This is a genomic window from Megalodesulfovibrio paquesii (assembly GCF_054653055.1).
The window spans coordinates 979,295-992,777 of record NZ_BAAIGQ010000005.1; the positions used below are offsets into that span (position 1 = coordinate 979,295).

Annotated in this window: 14 protein-coding genes and 1 riboswitch; of the genes, 11 read left to right on the forward strand and 3 right to left on the reverse strand. The window is 64.7% G+C overall.

Features of this window, described 5'->3' with window-relative positions; genetic code table 11:
* Positions 1–114 precede the first annotated feature (114 nt).
* The 11 genes from corA to ACYQ00_RS11055 all read left to right on the forward strand — a co-directional run bounded on the left by corA (position 115) and on the right by ACYQ00_RS11055 (position 9,195).
* On the forward strand, positions 115–1,182 hold the full coding sequence (gene corA, locus ACYQ00_RS11005) for a magnesium/cobalt transporter CorA (protein ID WP_460032162.1): 1,068 nt from the start codon (positions 115–117) through the stop codon (positions 1,180–1,182).
* Between the two features lie 20 nt (positions 1,183–1,202).
* Positions 1,203–1,619: an alternative ribosome rescue aminoacyl-tRNA hydrolase ArfB gene (gene arfB / locus ACYQ00_RS11010; RefSeq protein WP_460032163.1), complete on the forward strand. Its 417-nt coding sequence runs from the start codon at positions 1,203–1,205 to the stop codon at positions 1,617–1,619.
* A gap of 29 nt (positions 1,620–1,648) precedes the next feature.
* Positions 1,649–2,440, forward strand: a complete 792-nt coding sequence (locus tag ACYQ00_RS11015; RefSeq protein ID WP_460032164.1) for a sterol desaturase family protein — start codon at positions 1,649–1,651, stop codon at positions 2,438–2,440.
* A gap of 130 nt (positions 2,441–2,570) precedes the next feature.
* The gene (locus ACYQ00_RS11020) at positions 2,571–3,203 is read left to right on the forward strand and encodes a hypothetical protein (RefSeq protein ID WP_460032165.1); all 633 of its coding nucleotides are present in this window, start codon (positions 2,571–2,573) and stop codon (positions 3,201–3,203) included.
* 141 nt (positions 3,204–3,344) lie between these two features.
* On the forward strand, positions 3,345–3,515 hold the full coding sequence (locus ACYQ00_RS11025; protein ID WP_460032166.1) for a hypothetical protein: 171 nt from the start codon (positions 3,345–3,347) through the stop codon (positions 3,513–3,515).
* Entirely contained in the window at positions 3,512–4,525 is a 1,014-nt protein-coding gene (locus tag ACYQ00_RS11030; RefSeq protein ID WP_460032167.1) for a substrate-binding domain-containing protein, read from the forward strand. Before ACYQ00_RS11025 ends, ACYQ00_RS11030 begins: the two co-directional genes overlap by 4 nt.
* Before the next feature lie 73 nt (positions 4,526–4,598).
* Complete coding sequence (locus tag ACYQ00_RS11035) at positions 4,599–5,615, forward strand: ABC transporter substrate-binding protein (RefSeq protein ID WP_460032168.1); 1,017 nt, start codon at positions 4,599–4,601, stop codon at positions 5,613–5,615.
* A gap of 8 nt (positions 5,616–5,623) precedes the next feature.
* Positions 5,624–6,493, forward strand: a complete 870-nt coding sequence (locus ACYQ00_RS11040) for an ABC transporter permease (protein ID WP_460032169.1) — start codon at positions 5,624–5,626, stop codon at positions 6,491–6,493.
* Entirely contained in the window at positions 6,490–7,287 is a 798-nt protein-coding gene (locus ACYQ00_RS11045; RefSeq protein WP_460032170.1) for an ABC transporter permease, read from the forward strand. The genes ACYQ00_RS11040 and ACYQ00_RS11045 overlap by 4 nt, the downstream gene beginning before the upstream one ends.
* Positions 7,274–8,353 carry an ABC transporter ATP-binding protein gene (locus ACYQ00_RS11050; RefSeq protein WP_460032171.1) on the forward strand — a complete coding sequence of 360 codons (1,080 nt, stop codon included), beginning with the start codon at positions 7,274–7,276 and terminating at the stop codon, positions 8,351–8,353. Before ACYQ00_RS11045 ends, ACYQ00_RS11050 begins: the two co-directional genes overlap by 14 nt.
* On the forward strand, positions 8,350–9,195 hold the full coding sequence (locus ACYQ00_RS11055) for a phosphodiesterase (RefSeq protein ID WP_460032172.1): 846 nt from the start codon (positions 8,350–8,352) through the stop codon (positions 9,193–9,195). Before ACYQ00_RS11050 ends, ACYQ00_RS11055 begins: the two co-directional genes overlap by 4 nt.
* Here the strand turns inward: ACYQ00_RS11055 and ACYQ00_RS11060 are convergent.
* From ACYQ00_RS11060 to ACYQ00_RS11070, 3 genes are all read right to left on the reverse strand, one after another.
* Positions 9,182–9,364 (reverse strand): hypothetical protein, encoded by a 183-nt coding sequence (locus ACYQ00_RS11060; RefSeq protein ID WP_460032173.1) that lies wholly within the window; start codon positions 9,362–9,364, stop codon positions 9,182–9,184. The genes ACYQ00_RS11055 and ACYQ00_RS11060 overlap by 14 nt on opposite strands.
* 90 nt (positions 9,365–9,454) lie before the next feature.
* Positions 9,455–10,498, reverse strand: coding sequence for a sirohydrochlorin cobaltochelatase (locus ACYQ00_RS11065; RefSeq protein ID WP_460032174.1), 1,044 nt, complete (start codon positions 10,496–10,498; stop codon positions 9,455–9,457).
* Positions 10,499–10,613: 115 nt separating this feature from the next.
* Positions 10,614–10,813: riboswitch (cobalamin riboswitch) on the reverse strand.
* A gap of 238 nt (positions 10,814–11,051) precedes the next feature.
* Positions 11,052–13,229, reverse strand: coding sequence for a heavy metal translocating P-type ATPase (locus ACYQ00_RS11070; protein WP_460032175.1), 2,178 nt, complete (start codon positions 13,227–13,229; stop codon positions 11,052–11,054).
* Positions 13,230–13,483: the final 254 nt, after the last annotated feature.

Here is a 13,483-nt window from a genome sequence, read left to right on the forward strand (position 1 = left end):
CTCAACTTGCAGTACAGTTCCCCTAGCAGGTGGGGACGTGGGGGAGCTCCGTTCCCCCGCATCCCCTGTCTTTTGCCCCTTTTCCCCTGTTCCCCTTTTGCATTGTGGTGACCCATGTTCGAGTACCTCAGGCAGCATCGCAGCAAGGCCGGCAAGCTGCCCGGCACGGTGGAGTACGTGGGTGAGAAGCCCGAGAGCCGGGTCCGGATCACAGCGTTCAAATACTCTGATACCGAGGTTGCCATGACCGAGCCCGAAAGCCTGGAAGCCTGCGCCACCCTGCGGGAGCCGGGCAAGGTGGTCTGGCTGAACATGGACGGTGTGCACTGCACCGGCTTCATTGAGGAAGCCGGCCGGATTTTTCACCTCCACCCGCTGATTCTGGAAGACATTGCCCACACCGAGCAGCGCCCCAAGATGGAAGACATGGGCGACTATCTCTTTGTGGTGGTCAAAACCCTGCGATTTGATGAGGCAGAGGCCCGCGTCATCGACGAGCAGGTCAGCTTTGTGCTGGGCGACGGCTATCTGCTCTCCTTCCAGGAAGAGGCCCAGGGCGACGTTTTCGGGGACATCCGCGCCCGCATCCAGACCGGCAAGGGCAAGCTGCGCAAGCTGAGCGCGGATTATCTGCTGTATTCCCTGCTCGACGCCGTGGTGGACAATTACTTTGTGGTCCTGGAAAAAGTGGGCGATGCCATTGAGGACATGGAAGAAGCCCTGCTGGAGGCCGCGGGCAACACCCAACTGGAAGAACTGCATGCCCTCAGACGCGAGGCGCTCTTTTTGCGCAAATACGTCTGGCCCCTGCGCGAGATTGTGGCCCGCCTGGAGCGCCAGGAGTCAGACCTCATTCAGGATGGCGCCAAGATCTACCTGCGCGACCTGTACGACCACGTCATCCAGGCCATGGACACCATCGAAACCTTTCGTGACGTGCTCTCCGGCATGGCCGACCTGCACCTCTCCAAGATCAGCCTCAAGCTCAACGAGATCATGAAGGTTCTGACAGTCATTTCCACCTTTTTCATTCCTCTGACCTTCATTGCCGGCGTGTATGGCATGAATTTCCGCTACATGCCGGAGCTGGAATGGCGCTGGGGCTACTATGCCGTCCTTGGGGCCATGGTGGTCATCGTCGCCGTGATGTGGATCTTTTTCAAGAAACGCAACTTGCTGTAGGAGACCACCAGGAGGGCGATGTGCTTGAGGTCGGATACGGTGTGGTCATTGCCGAGGATGAACTGCAGTTCAGCGCCGCGAGGGCTTCCGGGCCCGGCGGCCAGCATGTGAACACCACAGATTCCAAGGTGCTGCTTCGGTTCAACATTGCCGAATCCGCCAGCCTCTCACCCGCCCGCAAGGCCGTGCTGCTGGACAAGCTGGCCCGACGCCTGGATGCCGAGGGCGCAGTGCTGGTCACAGCCCAGGAATCCCGCAGCCAGCACGCCAACAAGGAGCTGGCCCGCACCAAACTTGCTGCGTTGCTGCGCCAGGCGCTCACCCCCCGGGCTCCGCGCCGGGCCACCCGGCCGACGCTCGCGTCCAAGGAGCGCCGCCTGACCGCCAAGAAAATCGCCTCCACCCGCAAAAAAAACCGGGGCAGGGTGGAGGAATAGCCCTGGCCGCAGATGGCCCGGAGGGTGGGATGCTTTCGGAACCGCTGATCCGTCTTGGCTCGTTTGCGCTGGCAGCCCTGGCCTTTGGCCTGCTGGAGCACCGTTTCCCCCGTCGTCCCACGGTGCCCGGACGCCAGCGGCGCTGGGTGGGCAACCTTGGTGTGGTGGCCGTTTCCACCGTGCTGGTGCGGCTGCTGGTGCCCCTGCTGCCCGTGGCCCTGGCCGCTGCGCTGCGCGGCCGGGGGTGGGGGCTTTTGCCGTGGCTGGGGCTGCCGGAGGCTGCCGCTGCGGCGGACCTTCTCCTGGGCTTTTTCCTGCTTGATCTGGCCATTTACGCGCAACACGTCGCCTTTCATCGCTGGCGGCCCCTGTGGCGACTGCACCGCATGCATCATGCGGATACATTCATCGACTTTTCCACCGGCGTGCGCTTCCATCCCCTGGAGATCCTGCTCTCCGTGTTCTGGAAACTCGCCCTGGTGGCCGTGCTCGGCCCCTCGCCAGCGTCCGTGCTGCTCTTTGAAGTGCTGCTGAATGTGCTGGCCATGTTCAACCACGCCAATCTGGCCTTGCCCCAGTCCGTGGACCGCTGGCTGCGGTACGTGCTGGTGACTCCGGATATGCATCGGGTCCACCATTCCACTGATGGGCGCGAAATGAACCACAACTACGGCTTCAACGCCCCCTGGTGGGACCGCCTCTTCCGTACCTACAAGCCGGCTCCTGACCAGGGGCACCTGGGCATGCGCATTGGCCTCAACATTTTCCGCGATGCCCGGTACCAGAGCCTGCCCCATCTGCTGTGGCTGCCCTTCCGCTGAAATACTGAGGGACGGGCCACGAGCGCACAGATTTCCCGCCTTTTTTGACGCCATCCCTCAACTTTTGGATGGCACAAGCCGATACGCATGAGCATGGTGATTGCGCCACGCACAAACTGCCGAGGTGCCCATGCAAATCGACGCCAGCATTCAATCGGCCCTGTTCAAGATTGCCGGAACTCCCGGCAACCAGACAACTGAAGACCAGCTTGCCGGGAAGACTGCGACAGCGGTGGCCTTGGCTGCGCCTGCCGAAAGCACGAACATGCTGGCCGGCAACTTTGTCCAGCACAATGCCGAGCCCTCCCGGTACATTCTTGGCAAGATGGTTGGCTTTCAGGTGCGGCAGGAGTTCGGCGCCAAGCTCCAGGGCCTCGTAGCCAGCGCCCAGATTGCCGCGGATGCCGCGGATAGTTACGCCGAGCGCTCCCTGATCGGACAAAAGGCGGCCAATGCCATCAAGACCATGCTTGAAGGGGAAGTGAGCGAATCGGAAGCCGAGCGCATGACCAAGGAACGCGAGGAGGCGACGGAAAAGGCGGAAGCCCGGCAGGCGAATCCTGACACCACCCAGCCTGCACCCGCCGCATCCGCCATTCCGGATGCCGCGCAGGGCGAGCCCGAGCGCGCCGGAGAGGCTGCGGTATCCTTGCCGGCGGAGAGTGAGCCTGCCACAATGATCGCAACAACCGCAACAACCGCAGCAACCGCAGCAACCGCAGCAACAGTCCAGGAAGTCGCTTCCGTCGACCTCTACGTGTGACCCTCCCCAACAGAGCAGCGCTCCCGCCGCTCGTGTCCATGCCAGCGGGAGTTGGATGTCGCAGGAATGTCATACGCCTGACATCCAATGGCCATGGCCTGCGTCTATTGATGTAAACGTTTACATCAACAAGGACGCAGCATGCATTCCAGACTCCAGACCACCCGGCGCGGCTCCGCGCCATCTCCCGACGCCAGGCGCGATTGCAGCTTGCCCGCTGCCGCGCCGGTTTCTGCCCTGGCCCTGGTGAGGGCAGACGCGGAGCATGCCCGGCCGTCTGGCTGGTCCGTCATGGGAGTCTGCGCCGCATGAGCGTCACCATCCGGCATGTGGCCGACAAGGCCCGGGTCAGCGTGGCCACGGTGTCGCGGGTGTTCAACTCGCCTGAACAAGTCCGGCCCGAGACCAGGGAAAAGGTCCTCGCTGCAGCGCAGGCCCTGCAGTTTCTGCCCAACGACCTTGGCCGCCAGCTCCGCGGCGGGGAAACGCGGCTCATCGGCCTCCTGCTGCCCACCTTGCTCAACCCGGTCTTTGCCGAATGCGCCCAGGGGATTGAGGAACAGGCCGCCAGGGCCGGCTTCCGCATCCTCATGACCACCTGCAACTACGACCCCACCCTGGAGCTGGCCGCGGTGGAGACGTTTTTGCGGCAGCGGGTGGCAGGCATGATCCTCACTGTGGCCGACGCCGCCGCCAGTCCGGCGGTGGAGCTGCTGGAGTCTCACGGAGCGCCATATGTGCTGGCGTTCAATGAAACGCCGCTGCGGCCTTCGGCTTCGGTGGACAACGAAAAGGCCGCCTGCGAGGCCGTCTCGTTGCTGCTGGCCGCGGGACACCGGCATGTGGCCATGCTCAGTGGTGACTTGCAGGCCTCGGACCGGGCCATCCAGCGCCATCAGGGCTATTGCCGGGCCATGCGTCAATGCGGCCTGGAACCGCTGCCCTTGCTGGAAATCGACTTTGACAGCGAGGGCCTGCCTCCGGACTTCGTCCCGTCGCTCAAAACCGGCTCGCGACCGGTGAGTGCCGTGTTCTGCGGCAACGACCGTCTGGCCATGCTGTTCATCCAGAGCGTGCGGGCTGCGGGTCTGCGCACACCACAGGATTTTTCAGTCATCGGTTTTGACGGGCTGCCCGTGGGCGAGCTGTTTGAGCCGGCCCTGGCCTCGGTGGTCCAGCCCACACGGGAACTGGGGGCCGTCTGTTGGCGATTGTTGGAACAGCGCATGGCCGGGGAGCGCCCGGCCTCTGTGGTGCTGCCGCATGCAATCCGCCGGGGCGGGACCGTCCTGCCTGTATCGCCGGATAACATAGTTGTATAATTGAAAATTTCCTGAATTTCTCAAACGGCCACGCCTCCCGCGTGCCACCACCATTGCAGAAGAGGAACGATCCATGAGAACTGCGTTGCACTGCATGCTGCTGACCGCGGCCCTGCTGCTGGGCGGCTTCGGGTCCGGGAACGCCTGGGCCGAAGACACCGCCATCTGCTACAACTGCCCCCCTGAATGGGCGGACTGGGGAACCCAGCTCCAGGCCATCAAGGAGCACACCGGCGTGGCCATTCCGCCGGACAACAAGAACTCCGGCCAGTCCCTTTCCCAGCTGGTGGCCGAAAAGGCCGCGCCTGTGGCGGACATCACCTACGTGGGGGTGACCTTTGGCATTCAGGCCAAGGCCGCCGGCGTGGTGCAGCCGTACAAGCCGGCCTTCTGGGACGAGATTCCCGAAGGACTGAAGGATAAGGACGGCTACTGGTTCACCATCCACTCCGGAACCTTGGGGTTCATGGTCAATGTGGACGCCCTGCAGGGCAAGCCGGTGCCCACCTCCTGGGCCGACCTGCTCAAGCCCGAGTACAAGGGGCTGGTGGGGTATCTTGATCCGGCCTCGGCCTTTGTGGGTTATGTGGGCGCCGTGGCCGTGAACCAGGCCATGGGCGGCACCCTGGAAAACTTTGCGCCGGCCCTGGAATACTTCAAGACCCTGGCCAAAAACGAACCCATCGTGCCCAAACAGACCTCCTACGCCCGCGTGCTCTCCGGCGAAATCCCCATCCTGCTGGATTACGACTTCAACGCCTACCGCGCCAAGCACAAGGACAAGGCCAATGTGACCTTTGTCATCCCGGCCGAGGGCACGGTGGTGGTGCCCTATGTCATGAGTCTGGTGGCTGGCGCGCCCCATGCGGAGCAGGGCAAGAAGGCCCTGGACTTCATCATGTCCGACAAGGGTCAGGCCATCTGGGCTGATGCCTTCCTGCGTCCGGTGCGGGCCAAGGCCATTTCTGCCAAGGCGCAGGCCGTGTTCCTGCCCGAAAGCGAATACGCCCGCGCCAGGACCGTGGATTACAGCCGCATGGCCGAGGTGCAGAAGGCCTTTTCCGAAGCCTACCTGAACCAGGTTCACTAGGAAGCGCCGTGGCGGCTTCCTCCCCTTCCCGCAACATCCGTTCTGCCGACCGCGCACGCCTGCTGGCGTGCGCGGCACCGGCAGGGGTCGTGTTCCTGGCCTTCTGGCTGCTGCCCATGGCCCGGCTGGCGCTGCTGCCTGCCTCCAAGGGGTGGGAGACGTATTTCATCGTGCTCACCTCGCCGCGGTACCTCACCAGTCTGAGCCAGACGGTGTTGCTGTCCCTGGTGGTCACGGTCATCTCCCTGGCAGTGTCGGCGGCTGTGGGCCTGTATCTCGGCCATGCCGGGAGTGTGTCCCAAAGTCCGCGCCGCGCATGGCACCGGGCGCTCCTGGCCGTGCTGACGCTGCCGCTCTCATTTCCGGGTGTGGTGATTGGTTTTTTCATCATCCTGCTCGGCGGCCGGCAGGGGCTGCTGGTGCTGCTCGGCCAGGCGCTTACCGGTCAGGGGCGGGCCTTTGCCTACGGGTTGGGCGGGCTGGTCATGGCGTATGTGTATTTTTCCCTGCCTCGGTGCATTGCCGCCTACACCGCGGCCGTGGAAGGCCTGGACCACAGCCTGGAGGAAGCGGCCCGCTCCCTGGGCGCCGGGTTCTATCCGGTGCTGCGGGATGTCTGGCTGCCGGCGCTCTGGCCCACCACCGTGGCCAGCGGGGCCATCGTCTTTGCCACTTCCATGGGCGCCTTTGGCACGGCCTTCACCCTTTCCACCCGTTTCGAGGTGCTGCCGGTGACCATTTATGACGAGTTCACCAACTATGCCAGCTTTGCCCTGGCGGCGTCCCTGTCCCTCAGCCTGGGGCTGGTCACCTGGGGCGCGCTGATGCTGGCCCGGCTGTGCAGCGGCCGCAACACGCACGTGGCGGGGATGCCATGAAACCTTACGGCGCAAGCAAGGGGCTGTCGCTGCTCACCGTGGGTGTGTGCCTGTTCACCCTGGCGCCCATGGCGCTTTCGGTGTGCACTGGTGTGTTGGAGAACGCCTCTCAGGGGCTCCGGGCGGGCTTCACCCTGCGCTGGGTGGAGCAGGTGGGGACGACGTATGGATCCACCATCATCGCCTCCCTCGGACTGGCCGTGGCCTGCGTGGGGTGTTGCCTGGTGCTGGGGCTGCCCCTGGCCTATGTGCTGGCCAGGCATCCAGGCCGGTGGACCCAGGTGCTGGAAGAATGCCTGACCCTGCCCGTGGCGGTGCCGGGTCTGGCCACGGCCCTGGCCCTGATTTTGGCCTACGGGCACATCCAGGGCCTGCGTCAGAGTTATGCCTTCATCCTGGCCGGGCATGTGGTGTTTACCTTGCCCTTTCTGGTGCGCACAGTCAGTGCGGCCTTTGCCTCCGAGCACCTGCGCAGTCTGGAAGAAGCCGCCCGCACCCTGGGCGCGGGTTTTCCGCAGCGCTTTCTGGGCGTGCTGGCTCCCTGCGCCTTGCCCTCCATCCTGGCCGGATGTTTAATGGTCTTTACCCTGTCTGTGGGCGAGTTCAACCTGACCTGGATGCTGCATACGCCGTACACCCGCACCCTGCCTGTGGGGCTGGCGGATTCGTATGCCTCCATGCGGCTGGAGGTGGGTTCGGCCTATACGTTGATGTTTTTCATCGTGGTGTTGCCGGTGTTGTGGGCCATGCAGGCCATTTCGGCAGCCATTGAGAGGACCTATGCAAACAGTTGATCCCATCCGGGTGGAGGTGATCCGGTGCGCCAAGCGCTATGGCGACACCCAGGCCCTGCACCCCTGCGAGCTGACCCTGGAACCCGGGGAAATCGTGGCCCTGCTGGGGCCTTCCGGCTGCGGCAAGACGACCCTGCTGCGTCTGGTGGCCGGCCTGTGTGCCCCGGATCCTGGTGGCACGGTGCGCTATGGCGGGGAGGATGTGACTGCCTTGCCCGTGGAATCGCGCGGGGTGGGCATGGTCTTCCAGCATTACGCCCTGTTCCCGCACATGACCGTGCAGGCGAACATCGGCTATGGCCTGAAGCTGCGTCGCACCTCCCCGGAAAAGCTGGCCCGGCGGGTAGGGGAGCTGGTGGAACTGATGCATCTGAACGGGCTGGAAGGGCGACGGCCGGCAGAGCTTTCCGGCGGGCAGAAGCAGCGTGTGGCCCTGGCGCGGGCCCTGGCCATCCAGCCAAGGGTGCTGCTGCTTGACGAACCCCTGACGGCCCTGGACGCCAAGCTCAAGGAATCGCTCCGCGACGAACTGGCCGTGCTGCTGCGGCGGCTGGGCATCACCACCTTGCACGTGACCCACGATCAGCAGGAGGCCATGGTCATTGCCGATCGGCTGGCCGTGATGCACCAGGGCCGCATTGTGCAGACCGGCAGTGCGGAGGCGCTGTACGAACAACCGGCCCACCCGTTCGTGGCCCAGTTTCTGGGCCGGGTGAACCGCCTGGAACGCAGCGCCGAGGATCTGGCGCAGGGGGTGATCCGTCTGGGTGGGGTACGGGTTGCCTGTCCGCCCCAGCTGGCCGGTCAGCAGGCCGTGCTACTGCGGCCCGAGGACGTGGCCGTGGGGGACGTGGCCGTGGGGGAACGGCATCCGGATCTGCCCGACGAACCCCTGGCCACGGTGGTCCAGCGCGCCTATCTGGGCGAACGCATCCAGCTGCGGCTTTCCACCCAGGAAGGGCATGAGATGCTCTGTTATGCGAACAAGCCCTGTCCCTTTCATCCGGGAGCCACGGTGACTGTGCGCTTCCCGCAACACCGCCTCTTGCCGGCAACCGAGTCATGAACGAACTCTTTCTCATCGCCCACATTTCCGATCTGCACATCAAGCTGCCGGGCCGCCTGGCATACGGGCGCGTGGACATTGCCGCCGGCCTCGTCCAATGCCTGGAGACACTGGCCCGCCTGCCCCAGCAACCCGATGCCGTGCTGCTTACCGGCGACCTGACGGATTTCGGCCGGCCCGAGGAGTATGACCACTTGCTGGAACTGCTTACGGCCACGCCCCTGCCCATGTACCCCGTGCCGGGAAATCATGACCAGCGCGCGGCCCTGGCTGCGGCATTTGCACGCCACGGCCGCCCCCTGCCGGTATCCCCAGAATCGGAATTCCTGCAGTACAGCTGCGACATCGGCCCCCTGCGCCTGCTGGCCCTGGATACCCTCATCCCTGGCGCGGCAGCGGGTGGCCTCTGCCCGGCCCGGCTGGCCTGGCTGGCCAGGGAACTGGCCAGAACCCCGCGCCGGCCCACGGTGCTGGCCATGCACCACCCGCCCATGCACACCTTTATCGGCCACATGGACGACATCGGCTTCGTGGAAGGGCTCGACGGGCTGCGCACATTGCTCATCGCCCACCCGCAGGTGGAGCTGGTGGCCTGCGGGCATCTGCACCGGTTGATTGCCGGACAGTGCGGCGGGCGCAGGGTACTGACGGCGCCGGCGCCCGCACATCAGGTGGCCCTGGATCTCCGCCCCGATGCGCCCTCGCAGTTCATGCTGGAACCCCCGGGTTTTCTGCTTCACGCCTGGTCATGCAGGAATGGCCTGGTGAGCCACCAGGTCTTCAGCGGTCAGCATGAGGGGCCGTATCCTTTTTTTGACGAACACGGCCTCATTGACGACTGAATCGGGCCTGGCTCGGGCCTGGCGCGTCGAGCAGGAGGGTCCGGGGGCGCATGGAAAGCGCGGCGGCCAGGGAAATGTCCAGGTCATTCAGTGCAGGATTCTGACTGCCAGGATACTTACTGTACCGTGCCTGTTCCAGGGCCAGCAGGATCGGGCAGGGCAGGGTCATGGGATGCTCCATGTCGGCAATGCGCGGTCCCTGCTGTTGCAAGGCCCGCAGGCCGCGCCGCCGATGAGCACGGGCGCGGCCAGGGCGCCATCAGAAATGTGCATGATGCTCTCCATGATGATGGCCACAACTCGCGGCCGGATGCTCCTGCTGCAGCGAGGTGAAGGCATGACGGAGATGTTCCATCCATAGCGCCCGGAATGGCGCGTGCTCCAGCGTTCCGGTGGGTCGGGTCAGGACCTCGATGCCCGCGGCCTGGAGCATCGTTTTCCAGGACCGGGAAGACTGGCCCAGGATGTCCACCTGCACGTGATGTCCCGGCACGCTCATGAACGGCACCAGCCAGCAGCGGGCCGCGCCGGCCGCCTGCAGCCGGTCAAGAACAGCCGCGATGCCCAGTCGCTCCCCAGGCCGGCCCATCAGCGCGCCAAGAAAGGCAAGCGGGTCGTCCTGGCGGATGCAGGCCTCAAAATCCAGATAACGCTGCTGCCCGTGATGGTAGGTGCCATGGCCCACGAGCACCACGGCCTCTTCCTGCCGGCGCTCGGGAGGAATGTATCCTGCCAGGGCCTGCCGGGCGCGGGCGAGGTCTTCCTCGCTGGTCAGGAGGGGGCTTCCGATGACAACCTGCTGAAATCCCTTGCGTGGATGCTGGTAGGCCAGGGCCTGGTCACGGGTCCAATGGTATTCCACTCCAGGCACGGTGTGCAGGGATTGCACCACCAGATGGGTCACCCCGTCATCGTGCAGCCGGGAGAGGGCCACGGCCACGGAATCCTGCGATTGGCCTCGCGCGGCCAGCTTTCGCCGCACCTTGTGGGCCGTGTACGCCCAGGCCACAGGAACGCCGGGGAACTGCTCCCTGACCTCGGCCTCCATGGCTGCGTAGCCCTGGCCCGCATCGGCAAGGGCTACCCCGAAGGCGGCCAGGAGAATGCCCGGCCGGGCAGGCCGGGGCCGGCCAGGGGCGTGGTGGTGCTCATGATCATGCGCGTGATCATGAGTCTCATGATGCACACCATCCTCATCCGCATGTGCATGATCGTGCCGGCAAAGCCGGTCCTGCCCGCTTCCGTTCCCGTGATCATGGTGATGGCAGCAGTGCAGAAAAGGGTCGAGAACAGGGCTGGGCATGAAAAATACTCCTCACTCGATTCCGGATTGGACAACACCAGTATCCGCCGGATTTCGAGGAGGAGCGACACACGCAGGCAAGCGCCGACATCCCCGTGCCGGCAAAGACCCGTTGCCTGGGGTGACACGTCTGGCAGGTATTCTGGCTCCCCCGGACTCCGCCCCGCCTTCCCATCCGTGTCGGACAGTGGCGCGCATGGGGCATTGTGCTTCCCTGCGTTGCAGGGCCGGGGCTACAGCGGCGGGTCCGCTCCGGATTCACACCGGATTCCCTCTTGTGCTCCTTGGCGGAACACCAGACGCGCTGTTCGTATCGCGCAGGATGCCACGTCGTCAAGATGCATGCCACACAGCAGGCAGGGGCGCTGCATCCACCCGACAATGGCGCAGCCGGTGGCGGTTGCTCCATGCCATCGAACAGCTGCCGAAAAGCTGCCGGTCAATGGTGGTAAAGGTATCACAGCGCGGCCATTGCCTGTTCCCCGGGCTGTTGCAGCGCCGGTGACTTGGTGGCCCCCCTTCGCCAGACTGGGACTCGTTGAGGTGACCAGCGTCAACGCGTGGCGAGTGCGCGCGGTGTGTCGTCAGAGGAAGTGCAGCGTCCCGACATGTGGGATCCGCCGGCCCGGGCCATGGCGTAGCCCATCAGGGAGAAGGTGTTGGCATTGTGCAGTACGGTCGCAGCCAGAGGCGAAAGCACGCCGGCGGCGGCCAGGGCCAGCAGGCTGGTGTTGACGGCCACGCCTTGCCACAGGCAATGCTGCAGGATTCGATGCTGCCGCAACGCGATGTACCGGCCCGCGCAGAGGGCGCGCAGATCCTCTTGCAGGATGATCGCCTGGGCCGAGGCCTGAGCCAGATCCCCGCCATGCGGCATGCAGATGCCCAGGTCCGCGCTGGCCAGGGCTGGCGCGTCGTTCACGCCATCCCCGACTACGGCCACGCAGTGGCCTTTCCTTTTCAACTGCCCGACGATGCGGGCCTTGTCTTCTGGTTTGAGCTCCCAGTGAATGGCGTCCAGTTCCGGCAGCTGATCCAGGAGCTGTGCGGCGGTCCGGCGATGGTCACCGGTAAGGACCACCAGTTTTTGGACGCCGAGCTGTCGCAGTCCCTGCAATGCGGTCCTGGCCTCGGGCCGCACCTGTTCCTGCAGGCCGAGAACGCCTTGAATGACGGTGCCCTGGACCACATACAGGGCCATCTTGCCCTGGGCTCGCAACGCAGCGGCCAGCTGCTCCGCATGCGCGTTGCCCGACCAGATTGTTTCCGGAAACTGATCCAGAAACCGCCGGCTGCCGATCAGGGCGCGGACGCCATCCACCACGCCGCAGACGCCATGGGAAACATGGTATTCAACCTCGCCGATCGGATCGAGGAGCAGGCCTGCCCGGTGGGCTTCGGCCAGAACCCCGCGGGCCACGGGATGCCCGTAATGTTGCTCCAGGCGCGCAGCCAGAGTCAGGACAGCCTCGGGCGACCAGTTCTGCAGGGGGAGGATGTCCGTGACGCGCAGCTCCCGCGTGGTCAGCGTGCCGGTTTTGTCAAAGACTACCGCATCCACCCGGGCCAGGGCATCCAGCGCCCGGCCGCCCTTGAGCAGCAGCCCGGCCTTGGCTGCAGCGCACAGGCTGCTGCGCACGGCCAGACGCGAAGGGAATTTGACGGAGCAGACGAAGTCGATTGAGGCCACTGAAGCCGTGCAGGCCATATCCCTGGTAAAGGCAAACGCTCCCGCGCCGAGGGCCACTGTGGCCGGGGCGAGGCGGTCGGCCGCGATTTCGCCTTTGATCTCGGGCAAGGCTTTGGTTTGGAGGGTGTTTTCCAAAAACCGATTGATCCGGGCCATGGCAGTGTGTTGGCCAACCTTTTCCGCCCGGATGCGAAGACGGCCATGCTCCACCACTGCGCCGGAGATGGCCCGGTCGCCGGGCCCCAGGTCCACAGGCATGGACTCCCCGGTGATCATGCTGTGATTGACCAGCGCCGCGCCGGTGAGCACCTCGCCATCCACCGCTACGAGCTCGCCCGGTCCGCACACCACCACTTCGCCCACCGCCACCGCCTCGCAGGGGCATTCCACTTCCACACCATCGCGCTCCACCCACACCGTGCGCCGTTGCAAGCGCATCAGGCAGTGCAACAGGGCATTGGATCGCCGATCGTTGCGCTGCCTGATGTAATCCCCCAACACGCGCATGAAGGCAATGGCGCACACAGCCGGATAATTGCGCACCGCCAGGCAGAGCCCCACGCTCACCGCATCAAGGGAGGAGGCCGTGAACCCCCGGGAGAAAAGGTTGTTCAGACCAGAGATGATAACCGGCAGCCCCGTCAGCACGGCCAGGCCGGTCAGCGCCACAAAGGCCACTGGCGGCAAGGCCAGGCTCACAACAACCGCGGCAAGGTGCAGGCCAATCTCCACAGCGCCAATCTCCCGAAGCCTGGGGACGCCCGGCACAAAGGCTTCCGCAGGTGTTGCGGCCAGGGCGGCCATGATGCTGGCCTTGCGACCCGGCAGGCCGTCATGCTCTACCACCACCGAACCGGCATGCGTATTGACCCGTGCGCAGACCACGCCAGGCAGCGAAGCCAGGTGTGCTTCGAGAAAATCGGTGTTCAGCCTGGGGTGGCGCAAAAAATGTCCCTTCAATCGAAGGCGTTGCGGCAGTGCATGGACGACCCGAAGCTGGCGGATCGGAACATAGTACCGGGGGCTGGCGTGCTGGAGCATGGGAGGTCCGAGTGGCAAAAAAGAGGAGGGGGGGGCATCGCCGGGCAGCCCGCCGCGAGCATGCGTGGTTGCCTTTTGATGAAATTGAGAGTAATTATTGTTTTCAAATAAAACCTATCCCCTCCCGTGGGGGATGTCAATCCCGTCATGGCAGGAGAGCACCCAGCCGTGCCGAAACAGCAGCCCCCTGTTTGCATTCGATCGCAAGCAGGGGCTGCTTCTGTCTGATCTGTGTACCGATGCTGTCAGGCAGG